Origin of the sequence: Sporosarcina sp. P13 (assembly GCF_002743055.1) — a bacterium.
Classification (GTDB): Bacteria; Bacillota; Bacilli; order Bacillales_A; family Planococcaceae; genus Sporosarcina.
Window position 1 is genome coordinate 32,806 of the sequence record NZ_PDYM01000003.1, and the last position, 15,541, is coordinate 48,346.

General features: G+C 39.1%; 16 protein-coding genes. 13 read left to right on the forward strand and 3 right to left on the reverse strand.

What is annotated here, in order from left to right; genetic code table 11:
• Positions 1-10: 10 nt before the first annotated feature.
• Entirely contained in the window at positions 11-1,222 is a 1,212-nt protein-coding gene (locus tag CSV79_RS02530) for a cytochrome P450 (RefSeq protein ID WP_099687473.1), read from the reverse strand.
• A gap of 419 nt (positions 1,223-1,641) precedes the next feature.
• Between CSV79_RS02530 and CSV79_RS02535 the strand changes: the two genes are divergently transcribed.
• The 9 genes from CSV79_RS02535 to ytxJ all read left to right on the forward strand — a co-directional run bounded on the left by CSV79_RS02535 (position 1,642) and on the right by ytxJ (position 9,755).
• Complete coding sequence (locus CSV79_RS02535) at positions 1,642-3,060, forward strand: NAD-dependent succinate-semialdehyde dehydrogenase (protein ID WP_099687474.1); 1,419 nt, start codon at positions 1,642-1,644, stop codon at positions 3,058-3,060.
• Positions 3,061-3,100: 40 nt separating this feature from the next.
• A complete protein-coding gene (locus CSV79_RS02540; RefSeq protein WP_099687475.1) occupies positions 3,101-4,036 on the forward strand; it encodes an amidohydrolase family protein in 936 nt (311 codons plus the stop codon).
• A gap of 86 nt (positions 4,037-4,122) precedes the next feature.
• The gene (locus tag CSV79_RS02545) at positions 4,123-4,467 is read left to right on the forward strand and encodes a DUF3870 domain-containing protein (RefSeq protein WP_099687476.1); all 345 of its coding nucleotides are present in this window, start codon (positions 4,123-4,125) and stop codon (positions 4,465-4,467) included.
• 117 nt (positions 4,468-4,584) lie between these two features.
• Positions 4,585-5,247 carry a CoA transferase subunit A gene (locus CSV79_RS02550; protein WP_099687477.1) on the forward strand — a complete coding sequence of 221 codons (663 nt, stop codon included), beginning with the start codon at positions 4,585-4,587 and terminating at the stop codon, positions 5,245-5,247.
• A complete protein-coding gene (locus CSV79_RS02555; RefSeq protein WP_099687478.1) occupies positions 5,247-5,909 on the forward strand; it encodes a 3-oxoacid CoA-transferase subunit B in 663 nt (220 codons plus the stop codon). Before CSV79_RS02550 ends, CSV79_RS02555 begins: the two co-directional genes overlap by 1 nt.
• 39 nt (positions 5,910-5,948) lie before the next feature.
• Complete coding sequence (locus tag CSV79_RS02560) at positions 5,949-7,439, forward strand: carotenoid oxygenase family protein (RefSeq protein ID WP_099687479.1); 1,491 nt, start codon at positions 5,949-5,951, stop codon at positions 7,437-7,439.
• Positions 7,423-8,145 carry an alpha/beta fold hydrolase gene (locus tag CSV79_RS02565; RefSeq protein ID WP_158232452.1) on the forward strand — a complete coding sequence of 241 codons (723 nt, stop codon included), beginning with the start codon at positions 7,423-7,425 and terminating at the stop codon, positions 8,143-8,145. The genes CSV79_RS02560 and CSV79_RS02565 overlap by 17 nt, the downstream gene beginning before the upstream one ends.
• A gap of 130 nt (positions 8,146-8,275) precedes the next feature.
• Positions 8,276-9,292 (forward strand): tripartite tricarboxylate transporter substrate binding protein, encoded by a 1,017-nt coding sequence (locus tag CSV79_RS02570; RefSeq protein ID WP_158232453.1) that lies wholly within the window; start codon positions 8,276-8,278, stop codon positions 9,290-9,292.
• A gap of 136 nt (positions 9,293-9,428) precedes the next feature.
• Complete coding sequence (gene ytxJ, locus CSV79_RS02575) at positions 9,429-9,755, forward strand: bacillithiol system redox-active protein YtxJ (RefSeq protein WP_099687481.1); 327 nt, start codon at positions 9,429-9,431, stop codon at positions 9,753-9,755.
• On the opposite strand, the gene CSV79_RS02580 is transcribed toward ytxJ, so the two are convergent.
• On the reverse strand, positions 9,752-10,345 hold the full coding sequence (locus CSV79_RS02580; protein ID WP_099687482.1) for a dienelactone hydrolase family protein: 594 nt from the start codon (positions 10,343-10,345) through the stop codon (positions 9,752-9,754). The genes ytxJ and CSV79_RS02580 overlap by 4 nt on opposite strands.
• A gap of 109 nt (positions 10,346-10,454) precedes the next feature.
• Here CSV79_RS02580 and CSV79_RS02585 point away from each other — a divergent pair, with 109 nt between their 5' ends.
• Together CSV79_RS02585 and CSV79_RS02590 are read left to right on the forward strand one after the other, a co-directional pair.
• A complete protein-coding gene (locus CSV79_RS02585) occupies positions 10,455-11,048 on the forward strand; it encodes a class I SAM-dependent methyltransferase (RefSeq protein WP_099687483.1) in 594 nt (197 codons plus the stop codon).
• Between the two features lie 72 nt (positions 11,049-11,120).
• Positions 11,121-12,185 carry a GGDEF domain-containing protein gene (locus CSV79_RS02590; RefSeq protein ID WP_099687484.1) on the forward strand — a complete coding sequence of 355 codons (1,065 nt, stop codon included), beginning with the start codon at positions 11,121-11,123 and terminating at the stop codon, positions 12,183-12,185.
• 352 nt (positions 12,186-12,537) lie between these two features.
• Here CSV79_RS02590 and CSV79_RS02595 read toward each other — a convergent pair whose 3' ends face one another.
• Entirely contained in the window at positions 12,538-13,056 is a 519-nt protein-coding gene (locus tag CSV79_RS02595; protein ID WP_099687485.1) for a cupin domain-containing protein, read from the reverse strand.
• Between the two features lie 168 nt (positions 13,057-13,224).
• Between CSV79_RS02595 and CSV79_RS02600 the strand changes: the two genes are divergently transcribed.
• A complete protein-coding gene (locus CSV79_RS02600) occupies positions 13,225-14,568 on the forward strand; it encodes a dihydrolipoyl dehydrogenase family protein (RefSeq protein WP_099687486.1) in 1,344 nt (447 codons plus the stop codon).
• Positions 14,569-14,698: 130 nt separating this feature from the next.
• Positions 14,699-15,529 carry a bifunctional hydroxymethylpyrimidine kinase/phosphomethylpyrimidine kinase gene (thiD, locus tag CSV79_RS02605; protein WP_099687487.1) on the forward strand — a complete coding sequence of 277 codons (831 nt, stop codon included), beginning with the start codon at positions 14,699-14,701 and terminating at the stop codon, positions 15,527-15,529.
• The last annotated feature ends 12 nt before the right edge of the window (positions 15,530-15,541 follow it).

Genomic DNA, 15,541 nt, shown 5'->3' on the forward strand with positions numbered 1-15,541 from the left:
CAATAGTCTTTTACGCTTCTACGCTAATATTTAATTCCTCTAGACCGTTAGCCACCATACTGCGGATCGGTTTGAGTTGAGGATCAAGTTGTTTGATAGAGCTTACGCTGTTGACGAATACTTCAATTGCAATATTCGCTTCCAAACGTGCCAATGAAGAGCCTAGACAGAAGTGAATTCCTTTACCGAATGCTAAGTGCTGATTCGGTTTACGGTCGATAACGAAAGAATTCGGATCTTCGAAAATATTTTCGTCGCGGTTAGCAGATGCTACCCAAATCTGAATTTCATCGCCTTCCTTAATCGTTTGGTCACGCAATGTAAATGTTTCTTTTGCATAGCGAGTTGTACGATAGATGGAAGGGTAGAGTCGAAGGACTTCTTCAATCGAGTTATTAATTAGTGAATTATCATTTTTTAATTTCTCGAATAGTCCTGGGTTTTCCAACATGCAACGAACAAAGTTGGAGATCAATCTTGCCGTTGTTCCGAAACCGGCTTGTAGTAAGATCCCTGCGAAATCTAGAATCTCTTCGTCTGTTAAGTGCGTGCCATCAATTTCTGCTAGTGTCAATTCAGTGATTAAATCTTCTTTTGGTGATTCACGTCGTTCATTAATGATATTTAGTAAATAGGCATTTACTTTATCCATCGTTTCTTTGACGTGTGCGACAGATGCGTTATAGGCTTCGTCTGAATCATCTGCAGGGGAGGCAAGAAGATCAGCAGACCATGTTTTGAATAGCTCGCTATCTTTCTCTGGAACACCTAGAAGGTTGACCAGCATATTAATCGTTAGAGAGTAAGCGTATTCGTTTACTACATCAAGAGAACCACGAGAAATTGCCTTTTGAATTAACTCGTTAGATAGTTCTTCGATACGAGGTCCAAGTTTAGATAGTGCTCTTGGCGTGAACGCTTTACTAACTAACTTTCGCAGTTTCGTATGTTCTGGTGGATCCATATTCAGGATGCTGCGCAGTGGAGTAGGGGCATGGAATTTTCGGACACTTGAAAAGTCTTTCGAGTTTCTGAAAATCGTATCAATATCTTCGTATAGGAAAATATCCCAGCACTCTCTACTTTCATCATAACGTACAGGCGAATTTTTTCGCATGTCCGCTAGCCATGTATGTATATTGAGGAAATCTTCCTCAGTGCGTAGTTCTTTAATTGGAATTAGGTAAGTTACTTTTTTTTGGGAATAAGGGCATCCAGTCATCTATTGTTCCTCCTCGAAAAAATAAGTTAGTTTGTTTGACTAACTATAATCTACAACACGACCTATCCATAAGTCAATGGTTATTCTTCAGAAATTTAAATTAAAACAGCGCTTACATTTCTTGTTAATGAAGAGAAGAAAAAATTAATAAGAATGATTGACAAGTCAGAAATCATTGATTAAGCTTGTAGTTATTCGATGCAATAAAAAGTCGAATCATAAAGTACTATAGATGATCGAATACGGTTTTATTGTGTTAAGAAGACAACCTCTTCTTATGCCAACAATGCAACCAAGTGTTTGATAAGCAGATCTTGGACGATTTTGTCGGGGTTTACTTATGAATGCTTGGTTTTTTGCATTGAAGAAAGTGGACAGCAAGAAGAATACTAAAACTATGAAAAGGTGGTTGAATGAATATGTATATTAATAATGAATGGATCGATACGAAAGAGACATTGGAAGTTAAGAATCCGGCAAATGGAGAAGTGGTAGAGACTGTAGGTTTAGTGGGTGCAGAAGAAACACAGCAAGCAATTGATGCAGCTAAAGCAGCATTCCCGGTCTGGTCTGGTTTAACAGCAGAAGACAGAAGCGCTTATTTGATGAAGATTGTTGCTAAGTTAGAAGAGAAGAAAGAGCATCTTGCACAAGTTATTACGAAAGAGATGGGGAAATCTATCCACAACGCGCGCTATGAAGTGGGAAGCACGATTTCATTTTATAAATGGTATGCAGAAGAAGCACGCCGTATCTACGGTGACGTGTTGCCAATCGTAGGCGCAAATAAAAGAGGGCATGTCATTAAGCAGCCTGTGGGCGTCGTGGCAGCAATCACCCCTTGGAACTTTCCGTTATCGATGGGCGCTAGAAAACTAGCACCTGCATTGGCTGTTGGTTGTACAGTCGTATTGAAGCCATCTTCTGAAGCACCATTATCGTCTTTAGAGTTATTCAAAATCTTTGATGAAGTTGGTTTACCGGAAGGTGTTGTCAATTTGGTCATTGGTTCTTCAGAGCCGATTGCTAAAACATTAATGGATAGTAAAGATGTGAAAAAGATTTCATTTACAGGATCAACAGAAGTAGGTAAAAAACTGATAAGTCAATCTGCTGATACAGTAAAACGTGTATCAATGGAGTTAGGTGGACACGCGCCATACATCGTATTCGAAGATGCAGACTTGGATCTTGCGGTTCAAGGTGTAATTGGCAGTAAATTTGCTTCATCAGGTCAGCAATGTGTGTGTACGAACCGTGTGTATATTCAAGACGCGATTTATGATGAGTTTTCAGAAAAGTTACAAGCAGCAGTGGAAAGTATGAAAGTAGGAAATGGTCTGGATGAATCGAACCAAATGGGTTCATTGATTAACGATAAAGCGATTACTAGCGTCCACGATCAAGTAACTGATGCACTAGCAAAAGGCGCAGAATTACTATGTGGCGGCGATCGTTTGACAGGTGAAGGATACGAAAACGGTAGTTTCTATGCACCAACGATTCTTGCTAATGTGACGGAAGATATGAAAATTACTCATGAGGAGACGTTTGGACCAGTAGCTCCTTTAATCCGCTTTACAACAGAAGAAGAAGCAATTGAAAAAGCCAATAATACAGAGTATGGACTCGCTTCGTATTTCTATACAAAAGATCTTGGTCGTATGTACCGCGTATCTGAGAAGTTGGAATATGGAATGGTCGGAGTGAATGATCCTGCACCATTCGCAATCCAAGCACCATTTGGCGGCGTAAAAGAAAGTGGACTAGGCCGTGAAAGTGGAAAGTACGGAGTAGAAGACTATTTAGATACAAAATCTGTTTCTGTTATGTTTTAACTAAAACAGTATAAGTATTGATTAGTAAGGAGGAAACCGTATGATTGATGCTCATGCACATTTCATTCCACCAGACGTCATGCAGTGGTTGAAAGACCATCAAAAGACCATTGATGCCAAATGGGAAGACCGTTTCGGAAAAGAACATCTTATTATCAATGGAAAATGGCCGTTTTCTTTAAATGAGCCTTTTATCAATAAAGAACTCTTTGAATCACAGCAAGATCAAGCGAATGTTAGTCATTCGCTTGTATCACCGTTACCGCAATTGTTCCTGTATGATTTTCCTAGTGAAATTACACTGGAACTAGCTACTGTCTATAATAATAGCTTGGCTGAACAAGTAAAACATAATCGTGAACGATATTCGGCCTTAGCAACAATACCGATGAATCATCCTGAACAAGCGGCGATTGAGTTGGAGCGCGCAATGAATTTGGGGATGAAAGGTGCGATTATTGGCGTAGGTTCATCCACAATGCTATTGACAGACGAACGTTGCCAACCGTTTTGGGAAGCAGCCGATCGCTTAGGCGCGATTTTATTTATTCATCCGTTATTACATGGGGATGAACGAATGAATCAACGAAGAATGTCTACGCTAAGTGGTGTTCTTTGGGAAACGACGATTTGTGCTACTGATTTAGTCTTGAGCGGATTATTGGATCGCTATACACGTGTAAAGATTTTGCTTGCCCATGGTGGTGGTTATTTTCCGTATCAAGTGGGTCGGTTGAATAGAGGATATGAAGTATGGGATTCTATTTCTGCCGAATTGAACTCGCAACCAGGAGATTATGTCAACCGATTTTGGTATGATTCCGTCTTATGGAGTGATGATGCATTGGATTATTTAGTGAATGTAGTAGGGGAAGATCGTGTCGTTCCAGGATCAGATTTTCCATTCGAATTAAGCGAATGGCCTCCTAGACATCAAAATCTTACGGGATGGGAAACACTCATTGGTAAAAATTAATTCCGTTTCTGAAAATTCGGTATTGACTAATAAATGATAGAATGCTAAGATTCTCTTACAATATAAGAGAAGGAGGCCGTTCAAGTTTGGTCAAGCTAGATACCGTTCTCGTAACTGGATATTCAAAAGCACCTCAAGGAACCGCGATGTATGAAGTTTATAAACATACAGGTATTGTTCTTGAAATTAATAAACATACACATATAATTGAAAATGTAGAGTTTGTTTTTATAACAGGATTAACAAATAGCTTTTTTGAAAAATTGATGATTGGTTACTGTCTCAATGATGGTTTAGAATCATTAATCGAAAGAATCAAATATCATTATATCGCTCCATCCCAACAATCAGTGATCGTTGCACTACAATCAGCAGTTCAACGCTTTTGGGATAATTTAAAAACTGAAGAAGATACGGTTATATTGCGATAAGAAGACAACCTCTTCTTATACTATCAATAGAACCCAGTATTTGATGAAACCGACATGAATGGATTATTCATGCTCGTAATCATCTTATGCTGGGTTTTTCTATTTGGAGGCAAGACGATGAAAAAACTAATAACCAAGGAACAAGTCATTCCGTTAATTCAAAATGGTCATACCGTGATGGTTGGTGGGTTTGGTCTAACAGGTGCTCCCTTAACGTTAATCGAAATGTTAGGAGACTCACCGGTAAAAGAGTTAACAGTGATTAGTAATAATCTTGGGGAACCTGGTAAAGGACTTGGCAAATTACTTGTCCAAAAGAAGATTAAAAAAGCAATCGGCTCATTTTTCACTTCTAATATTGACGCTGTAAAGGCGAGTCAAGCTGGTGAGCTAGAAGTGGAGCTTTTGCCACAAGGAACGATGGCTGAAGCCATACGTGCAGGCGGGGCAGGGGTTGGCGCGATTTATATAAAAGCTAGTGTAGATACTCTGCTGAGCGAAGAAAAAGAAATGCGCGTCATCGGGGATTCAAAGTACGTGTTCCAAGAAGCATTGAAAGCAGATGTCGCAATCATTAAAGCATATAAATGCGACACATTAGGTAATTTAATTTATCGAAAGTCTGCTAGAAACTTTAATCCTCCGATGGCAACCGCTGCAAAAGTTGTTATTGCGGAAGTAGAAGAAATTGTTGAAGTTGGACAGCTAACGCCTGACGAGATTGTAACGCCTCATCTATACGTCAACTATGTCGTCCTTCATAGAAAGGAGGGGGCATAATGAATGTAAAACAAATCATTGCCTCAACTGTTGCTAAACATTTGAATGAAGGTGAAATAGTAAATCTTGGAATAGGTATCCCAACGCTAGTAACAGACTATTTACACGATGATTCATCGATCTATATACATTCAGAAAATGGGATTCTCGGTGTAGCCCCTGTCCCAGAAGAACAAGAACCAGATTTTGATCTCGTCAATGCAGGAAAGATTCCTGTTGGGATTAATGAAGGTGCTTCCTTTTTTGACAGTGCAGATTCCTTTGCCATGATCCGTGGCGGTCACGTTGATGTTGCCGTTATTGGTGCATTAGAAGTAGACGAAAAAGGTCGCATCGCAAACTGGAGTGTACCTGGAAAAAACGTTCTCGGTGTTGGAGGCGCGATGGATTTAGTAGAGGGTGTAGGTAGAGTTATTATTGCAACTACTCACACGACGAAAGACGGTCTTCCAAAAATCGTAGAACATGCACATTATCCATTAACATCCCAGCGATCTGTAGATTTAATTATTACTGAATTGGCTACATTTCGCGTGAAGGAACAACAGTTAATTCTTAGTGAACTGGCTGAAGGTGTCACGATAGAAGAAGTTAAACGTAAAACGACAGCGAAGTTCATTATCGAGCTTACTGAAAGTATAGAAGAAATCAGCGTTTCATGAAATAACCTATAAAACTATAAAATTAAGGAGTGTTGTAGAATGTTAGAAGTTCATGACAAGATTAATGTTACTGTGGCTAAGGATACTGATCACCCGTATTTACAAGGGTTCTTTGCGCCAATGGATACGGAATATACAGCGACTACAGATACGATGCAAGTAATTGGTGAAATTCCAAAAGATCTGCACGGAATATATATTCGTAACACACATAACCAAGTGCATGAGCCACTAGGTATCTACCATCCGTTCGATGGTGACGGCATGTTACATGCGATTCATTTTGAAGATGGTAAAGCAGAATATCGTAACCGTTTCGTTCAAACAGTAGGTTATTTAGCTGAAAAAGCAGCAGGTAAATCCTTATGGCCAGGTATGCTTGAACCTCATCTAGCAACTGCACGTGGATGGGGAAGTATCGGGAAGATGAAGGATAATGCAGGTACAGATGTTATTGCGCATGCAGGTAAATTACTTGCTACGATGTCTCAAGGTAGTGAACCTTGGCGCTTAGACCCACTTACATTGGAAACATTAGGTGTCGATGCGGAGATTAACCAAAAAATCTTACCCCGTGGAATCGCTTCACACTATAAAGTGGATGTCCACACGGGCGAGTTAATGTTCTTCAATTATGGCGAGCAACATCCATACTTGAATTATGGAGTTCTTGATCGTAACGGAAACTTGGCTCACTATGTACCAGTAGAATTACCAGGACCTCGTTGGCCACATGATTTAGGAATTACAAAGAATTATACGATATTGCATGACCTACCATTTATTTTAGATGAAGATCTATTAAAGAAAGATATTCGACGTGTTCGTTTCTATAATGATCGTCCAGCACGTTTTGGTGTTATTCCTCGTCACGGCGACAATTCTCAAATTAAATGGTTCAATGCAAAGCCATGTTTCATTTTGCACTTAGCAAACTGTTACGAGGAGGGCGATTGGGTCATTCAAGATGGTTGTATCCAATTAACAACACCGGGGAAACCACCAATCGGTGTCCAAGGAAACGATGCCTATGAGAAAATTAAATCGAATTTGAATAAGCATAAAGCGAAAACACAGATGTACCGTTGGAAATTCAATATGCGAACAGGACAAACAGTTGAGGAACTAATTGACGACGAAGTGACTGAGTTCCCAGTAGTTAGTAATGAAAACATGGGCTATGACTACCGCTTCAGCTATAATACATTGTTCCATAAAGATGATTGGTTGAAAGTTGGATTAAAACGCTATGACATGAAGAATGGCGACACAATGCGTTTTGAATACGGCGATCAGCGCTATGGAAGTGAGCCAGTTGTTGCCAAACGTGTAGGTGCAGTTGAAGAAGATGATGGCTATGTTCTAACTTTCATTACCGATATGATAGAAAATCGTTCGGAATGTTTAATCTTAGACGCGAAAGACATTTCAGCAGGACCAGTAGCACGCGTAATTTTACCGGCGCGAATTTCAAATGGTATACATTCAACTTGGGTGGAAGGAGATAGAATACATGCAGAACGAAACTAAACAGAACTTGGTGATGATTCCAGGATTAAATAACTCAACAATAATTTTTGATGGTGTAAAAAAACATCTAAGTCCGTCGATTAATAGTGTTGCAGTGGATGTACCTGCGCTAGAAGATGTGGAGAGCATTGCAGATCAGTTGCTTAAAGAATTACCAGCTGATTTTCATTTATTAGGCTACTCATTTGGTGGATATATTGCACTGGCCATTTTAGATAAAGCACCTGAGCGTGTGAAAAGTCTTGCGTTAGTATCATCTGTCGCGAATGCGGATAATGACAAGATGAAGCAAGTGCGAGAAGCTGCGATTCAAAGAGTCGAAGCAGGAGAGTATGAAGAAATGGTTCGTGCATCAGCATCTAAAGGCGTTCATCCAGATCATGTTGATCGTCAAGATATTACAGAGATTCGTGAACAGATGATGCAAGAGTACGGAGCTGATCGGTACCGTGCACACTTACGCGCAACGGCTTCTCGTCCAGATCGCGCAGAATTACTATCGACTATCGACTATCCTGTATTAATTGTAGGAAGTCCGAATGATCAGGTCGTACCATTTGAAAGACAACAAAATATGGTGGAGCATTTGCAACATCCAATCGTCAAAGAAATAGAAGACGCGGGTCACTTAATTCCATTAGAACAGCCGGAAAAACTAGCAAATCTTTTGGAAACCTATATCACTCGGGAAATAGTGACTGTTTAATATAGTAGGTAAATGCAGTGAAGAATAGAAGGATGCCTGGTATGCGTCCTTCTTTTTTACAAACAGTAGTCGGAATATTCGGTCGGTTAAATGTGGATGTATAATTTTTAAGAAAAAGGAGATGTATTTTATGAGAAAAATCGTATTTGTTTTTGTGGCAGCACTATTAGTAATTATTGCAGGTTGCTCGAATAAACAGGCACAACCAGAAACTGACAGAACTAAGGTTGCAGCGGAATCGCAAGATAACACCCCTTCTTATCCAGAAAAGCCAATCGAACTAATTGTACCATTTGCTCCTGGAGGATCCACAGATGTTATGGCGAGAATGATTGCGAAGGAACTACCAAACTACTTGCCACATAAACAACAAGTGGCCGTTATTAATAAACCAGGTGCAGGAACGACACTCGGCTTAACGGAAGCGGCCACATCCAAACCAGATGGCTATAGTATTGCGATCTCAACAAGCTCAGGTTTAGATATTCAACCGCATTACGGAAAAACAGCGTATACAATTGCAGATTTCAAGCCTATTATTAAAGCTTATGAAATTACAACAGCTATTTCTGTGAAAAATGATTCACCTTTAAAAACATATGAAGATTGGTTAGCTTTTGTACAAGAAAACCCAGGTAAATTTACGTATGGTGCTTCAGGTGGTACAGGTAGTGGCGGCCACATTTCTATGGAGAAGATTAGTAATGAATTAGGTGTCAAGACAAAGCACGTACCTTTTGAAGGTGTAGCTGATGTGAAAAATGCGATTTTGTCAGGTCAAATTATGGGTGGTCTTCTTAGTCCAGATACAGAAACAGGTGGGGATATTCGCCCATTAGTGTTCGATACAGCTTCTAAAGGAGCTACAGATTTTTACAAAGATATTCCGACAACTACTGAAGTTGGACTTGAAACAGTAGCGAGTTATTATGTTGGTTTCCTTGCACCAAAAGACACACCAGACGAAATTGTATCAATTTTGCATGATGCGATTAAAGAAATTTTAGAAAAACCTGAAACACAAGAAGTTATGGTGAATCAGCAACTAACCTCAGCGTATGCGGATTCAAAAGATTTTTCAGAAGTTATTGAAAACGCTTCCATTAATAATAAAGAGATGATGGAAGTATTAGGTCTGATTAAATAAGTTAACACACCCCAAAAGTAGAGTGAATTCTACTTTTGGGGTATTTGTTTGCCAAGCAAAAAGTGAGCGATACTCTAACGGACATTATAGAATAGTGAGTATTGACGAATGTTCTATAGATTAGGAGGGAAAATATATGAGACGTATTAAAAAGATAGATGAGTGGAGAGCTCTGCTTGAAAAATCAGATGAACAACCTTTTCTATTAGTAAAATTAAGCGTGACGTGTGTAGCAAGTATAACTGCAAAAAAGGAATTGCTAAAACTGCAAACAGACCTTCCGATAGTTGTGGTAATTGTGCAATTCAGTAAAACGTTATCAGAGACAATAGCAACTGATTTAGGCGTTAAACATGAGACACCCCAGTTATTGATCTTGAAAGACAAAAAAGGGATTTGGCAAGCGACGCATTATCATATTAAAGAGGCGACCGTGAAAGATGCGATTGAGAAGTATGTTTAATTATTTAAAAGGAATTTTAATGTAGTGTTGCGGGCATCTTCAGCTAATTCTTCATTATAAACAGAAGAGTAGGAATCACTGAAACCGTGATGTGCATCATATACTTTTACGCTGATTGATTTCTTTTTCAAAGTGGTAACTAGGTTAGGAACAGTAAATGATTTTTCTGTTGCGGATACTAATAAGAGCACAGGACAAACAGGTTCTAATTCTGTATAATCTCTAATTCTAGAACCATAGTAACCAACCACGCCATCGAGGCCAGGTTCTTCACTACATAACCAGGCAATCGTAGCACCCACACTGAATCCTAAAATGTAGATTCTCGAATAATTCTTTTGATTATACCGTAAAATCTTTTTTATTTGATTGACTCCTTTGGTAAATCCGACATTTTCCATAAAGTAATGATAGGCTTTTTTCTCTTCGGAATATTCAAAAGGAACTTCTCGTTCTAGCAAGTTTGAACAGAGAATATCAAAACCCTCTGCAGCTAATTCGTTACAAATATCTGTAATATATTGATTAATGCCGTAAATTTCATGGATTACAATTAGTAATCTATCACAACCATTATGTATTGTGAGCATGTGTTTCCCCCTGTTTATTAGTACAACTAGCGTACCATAAATTGCAACATGTAAACATTCAATGAAGTAAGTAAGATAGGATACTAGTAAAAAAGAAGGCGTGAATGATATGAACAGTTTATTTCCAAAGCTATATGATCTAGCGATGAGGCCGCTTGAAGCGACTCGGTTTAAAAAAGTGCGAACTGAATTGGTGCGAACAGCTAAAGGGAATGTATTAGAGATAGGTTCTGGAACGGGTATTAACTTCCCCTATTATCAAGAGGCTGATCAGGTGGTGGCGGTTGAACCGAATCCATATATGAGTAAACGAGCAACAAGACGTGGAAAGAATGCATCTGTACGAATAATAGTATACGAAGCATCTGCAGAATCTTTGCCATTTGCGGATAATACATTTGATACTGTAATCGCAACACTAGTATTTTGTACGATTCCAGATCCTTTCAAAGCTTTACAGGAAATTCAACGTGTAGGAAAAGAAAATGCACGAATTTTATTTTTCGAACATGTTCGGATGGAGCAACGACTATTAGGAAAGACACAAGATTTCTTGAATCCTTTCTGGGAAATGATTTGTGATGGCTGTCAATTAAATCGCGATACCTTAAATATGATTACGCATTCAGGCATTGAGGTGACAAAGATTGAATCTTTATATGCCAAATTATTCTTGTCGATTGAATGCCGTAATGTGAAATAACGAATGATACATACATGCAACTAGTCGCCATCCTAAATATTTTTGGCTCTAACGTAAAAGGAGCAATGTTAAGTGATTCAATCAATTTTATCTAATTTAGCAGTGATTTTAATTAGCCACTTAGCTGTTACGACATTGATCAACTACCGTGAACGTTTTTCCAAGCTACTATTACAAATAAGTATTGTTTTATTAATGTCGATTACAATTATTTCGATGTTCTATTTACCGATTGTATTTGACGATTATCGTTTCGATTTACGATTGATTCCCCTTATGATGCTAGCTATATTTTGTGGTTGGCGCACTACGCTTTCCACGCTTTTAATAGCTTGTCTTTGGCGACTATCCATGGGAGGCGACGGAGCGATTCCAGGTGTAGTGTATGGAATGCTGTTACCTACAGTTTTTGCATTACTTTATGCAAAAATAATCGGTAGAAAAGGACGGTTTTGGGATCGGTTTGTCATCGTGTCCGTCTGTTGGACTCTTTCTGATATACCTCTCATGTTTATTCTTAATGATGGATTCGAAATACTAAAGCAAATTGGACTTTGGCGTTATTCTTCATTTTTACTTGCCACACTGATTTATTATACAGTGATTCAAATTGAAAATAACCGTCTTGTAATGAAAGAACGATTAGTATTTCTTGCAACACATGATCAACTGACGGGGTTGTTGAATAGACAAGAATGTATACGTCTTACGGAAGTGAAAGCAAAATCGAATAGCAAGAACGTCAAGCATTTTATTGCGATGTTTGATATTGATAATTTCAAAAGCCTAAATGATCGATATGGTCATGTGGTAGGTGATGAAGCGCTCATTCAAATGGCACAGATTTTCAAATCATTTGAAACGGATCAAGTAAACATTGCACGGTATGGTGGAGAAGAGTTCATGATGCATATATGTGCACCAGAACGGGAGGTAGCGATTACGTTACTTGAGAATATTCAAGAACGTATTCGCAACACAGCTTTCCGTGTGACTCAAAATCATACAGTTCCAGTCACGGTATCGATCGGGTTGGCTGATTGGGTAGAAAATACAACAGTACATGATGCTATTAAAGAAGCGGATCGTAAGCTATATCTTGCAAAAGATCGTGGGGGTGATCATTTGGTGGTGTAAGTATGGTGGTCGGTGATACAGAAACGATTGCACTTCTCACGACCGAACCTAGCAATATTGGAATGAAGATTATTCCTGCATTCGATACTGAACCACCTTAGACTACATGAATAAAGATTGTTAATCCAATAAACGTCGCCTCATAAAGAAATGCCAGAACTTGCGATGAATCGAAGCGCCGACATTTGAACAACCAGAACGATTTAATCAGTTCTTTTGCTTACGTCTTAGTTATCAAGAAGAATATCATAGGCGCAATCAACATCTCAGAAGGCATGTCCGTTCGGTGGAGGACAAGTGGAATGAATCAAGTGCGGAGCGACAGCAATTACGCCGTCGCTTTTCCATGTACTTATTCTTTCGGCGGACCGATCAGCATAGAAGGTGGAATATCATTGGTCACTGCTTTCCATAGCTCTTCATTAAGTCCATAACTATACGCAAAAACATCTGCTGGAGTTTGCGTCAAAACTTCCGAGCTAAGCACAACCTCAGGACTACCTACATTGAAAATCCCTTGCAAATGCGTATCATCGGTATGGGCGATTTGATAATGCCACCAACCTTGTGGAATATTCACCACTTGACCCGGAGTAATCTTATAATGTTGAAACTTCTTTGTATCTAAATTCATCATAGAAATTGTTGCAGAACCTGACACGCAATACGTCAGCTCCGATCCATTCGGATGATAATGCGGTTCAATGATGCTATCTTTACCTAGGAAAATATCGAGCATCGACAGATTATCTAATGTATTAACTTGCTGTACGCTAATAATATTGATGAAATTCTGTTCATCCTTAATGAAAAACGGATGTTTATTTGCATCAGCAGCAAAACGAGCAACTTTGGAAATCAGTTCAATCAAACCTTTCCTCTATGATGTTTTTGAGCATTTACTATACAGTATGCTGAAAATCGATGAAGTGCCTACATTTTGCAATCTATACAAGTGTAAAGAATGAGAATAAAGGGTATATCATTACAGAATAGAGAATTGAGTATGTATACATAGTGAAGGAGGAGAATCTATAGTATGAAAGAGTACGATTTGCTAGTCATCGGTACAGGCAATGCGGGTTCTATTACAGCTATGAAATGTAAAAAGGCTGGTTGGCGTGTCGCGATTATTGATGATCGTCCATATGGCGGGACTTGTTCACAACGTGGCTGTGATCCAAAGAAAGTATTGGTAAAAGCTGCAGAATTGATTGATTGGAATAAGAGAATGCACGGAAAAGGAATTGTGGAAGATAGTAAGATTGATTGGCCAGAATTAATGGCGTTCAAACGGACATTCACACAATCCATTCCTGAAGATACCGAAGAGAAGTTTGGAAAAGTGGGAATTGATCTATATCATGGAAAAGCTCTTTTCCAAAGCGAAACCGAATTGAGAGTTTGTAACGATGTGCTTAAAGGCAAGTTTATTTTAATCGCATCGGGTGCAGAGCCTGTGAAGATGGGAATCGAAGGGGAAGAACATCTGCGGAAGAGTGATGATTTTCTCGAGTTGGATATATTACCGAAAAAAATTGTCTTTGTAGGTGGTGGATTAATCTCATTTGAATTCGCCCATATTGCAGCTCGTGCCGGTGCTGAAGTGCATATTTTGCATCGAAGTGAACGTGCGCTTAAGCATTTTGATCCTGATTTAGTCAAGTCGCTCATTAACTATTCAAGAAAGTTAGGTATTCACATTCATTTAGAAGTTGCTGTTAATAGTATCGAGAAATGTGGAGACGCCTATATTGTACATGCTGAACAGGAGGATAGAGTGGTCGATTTGCAAGCTGATTTGGTCATCCATGGGGCTGGACGGGCTCCGGTACTTGATATGGATTTAGAAAAGGGCAATGTAGGACGTAATAAGCAAGGTGTGCGAGTAAATGAATATATGCAAAGTATTAGCAATCCGCATGTCTATGCTGCTGGAGATGCAGCATCTACCAATGCCCCTCCATTGACGCCAATCGCGACGACAGAATCTCATGTAGTGGCATCTAATCTATTGAAGGGTAATTATAAAACAGCGGATTATCCAATTGTGCCTTCGGTAGTCTATACCGTACCAAAACTTGCTTCAGTAGGGATGAGCGAGAAACAGGCTAAGGAATCTGGAAAGAAAATTTATGTAAAAGCTCAAAATACGACGGAATGGTTTACTCATCAACTAACAAATGAAGGTGCGGCGGCTTTCAAAGTGATTATTGATCAAGATGATGGCGTTGTACTAGGTGCTCATTTACTAGGTGGAGTCGCGGAAGATTTGATCAATTATTTTGCATTAGCGATTCGTTTTCAAATTCCAGTAGATGATTTGAAGAAAATGCCGTTTGCCTATCCGACTGCCGCTTCAGATATATCGTATATGGTGTAAACGGAAGTTAACACATTGGATTTTTAACAAATCATCAATTTGACTCTTTCAGCAACCTCACGTTATTCTTTACAATGACGCAGTTCCTACTGATGAATGAATTACGTACATAGAATAAGGAGACGTGAAGATGAATATACAACGCGCATTAACAATTGCTGGTTCTGCTGCACGTGGCGGGGCAGGTATTCAGGCAGATTTAAAAACATTCCAAGAGTTTGATGTGTTCGGTACAACAGCAGTCACTGCAATAGTTGCAAGAAATCCTAGAACAGGACAAGGCATTTTTCCTCAATCTTGGGACGCGATTGAAGCACAACTCGTAACGATTGAAGATGATATTGGTGTCGATGCATTAAAGACAGGCATGTTGTTTACAAAAGACATCATTGAGCATGTTTCAGATTGGATTAAGCAAACGACAATTCAGAATATCGTAGTGGATCCGGTAATGATCGGTAAAATGGGTTCAGCTTTATTAAAAGAAGATGCAATGGACGCGATGAAAAATGATTTGATTCCGTTGGCAACAATTATTACGCCTAATATGCCAGAAGCGTCTTATTTACTTGATGGGATGGAATTAAATTCAGTGGATGATTTGAAAGAAGCTGCTCGTCGTCTAATTGAATTAGGACCTAAATTTGTGCTAGTTAAAGGTGGGCGTTTGGAAGGTCCAGCAATCGATGTATTATATGATGGGAAGCAATTTTATTTACTTAAAGCGCCTCGTATTAACACAATCAATACGAATGGAGCAGGTTGTAGTTATTCGGCAGCCATTACAGCAGGACTAGCAAAAGGACATACTGTGCAAGACGCGGTAATAGAAGCGAAGAAATTTATAACAGCAGCTATTCGTCACTCGCTAATGTTCAAGGCAGGTGTTGGACCAACGTATCATGCAGCTTATGGAAAGTATGATGAGACAGGTTGTACTGTAACAATCGAACAAGTATAACGAATCACCATC

Coding starts and splice junctions, on each gene's coding strand:
- CSV79_RS02530 (WP_099687473.1), bottom strand. CDS start 1,222: ATGACTGGATGCCCTTATTCCCAAAAAAAAGTAACTTACCTAATTCCA.
- CSV79_RS02535 (WP_099687474.1), top strand. CDS start 1,642: ATGTATATTAATAATGAATGGATCGATACGAAAGAGACATTGGAAGTT.
- CSV79_RS02540 (WP_099687475.1), top strand. CDS start 3,101: ATGATTGATGCTCATGCACATTTCATTCCACCAGACGTCATGCAGTGG.
- CSV79_RS02550 (WP_099687477.1), top strand. CDS start 4,585: ATGAAAAAACTAATAACCAAGGAACAAGTCATTCCGTTAATTCAAAAT.
- CSV79_RS02555 (WP_099687478.1), top strand. CDS start 5,247: ATGAATGTAAAACAAATCATTGCCTCAACTGTTGCTAAACATTTGAAT.
- CSV79_RS02560 (WP_099687479.1), top strand. CDS start 5,949: ATGTTAGAAGTTCATGACAAGATTAATGTTACTGTGGCTAAGGATACT.
- CSV79_RS02565 (WP_158232452.1), top strand. CDS start 7,423: ATGCAGAACGAAACTAAACAGAACTTGGTGATGATTCCAGGATTAAAT.
- CSV79_RS02570 (WP_158232453.1), top strand. CDS start 8,276: ATGAGAAAAATCGTATTTGTTTTTGTGGCAGCACTATTAGTAATTATT.
- ytxJ (WP_099687481.1), top strand. CDS start 9,429: ATGAGACGTATTAAAAAGATAGATGAGTGGAGAGCTCTGCTTGAAAAA.
- CSV79_RS02580 (WP_099687482.1), bottom strand. CDS start 10,345: ATGCTCACAATACATAATGGTTGTGATAGATTACTAATTGTAATCCAT.
- CSV79_RS02585 (WP_099687483.1), top strand. CDS start 10,455: ATGAACAGTTTATTTCCAAAGCTATATGATCTAGCGATGAGGCCGCTT.
- CSV79_RS02600 (WP_099687486.1), top strand. CDS start 13,225: ATGAAAGAGTACGATTTGCTAGTCATCGGTACAGGCAATGCGGGTTCT.
- thiD (WP_099687487.1), top strand. CDS start 14,699: ATGAATATACAACGCGCATTAACAATTGCTGGTTCTGCTGCACGTGGC.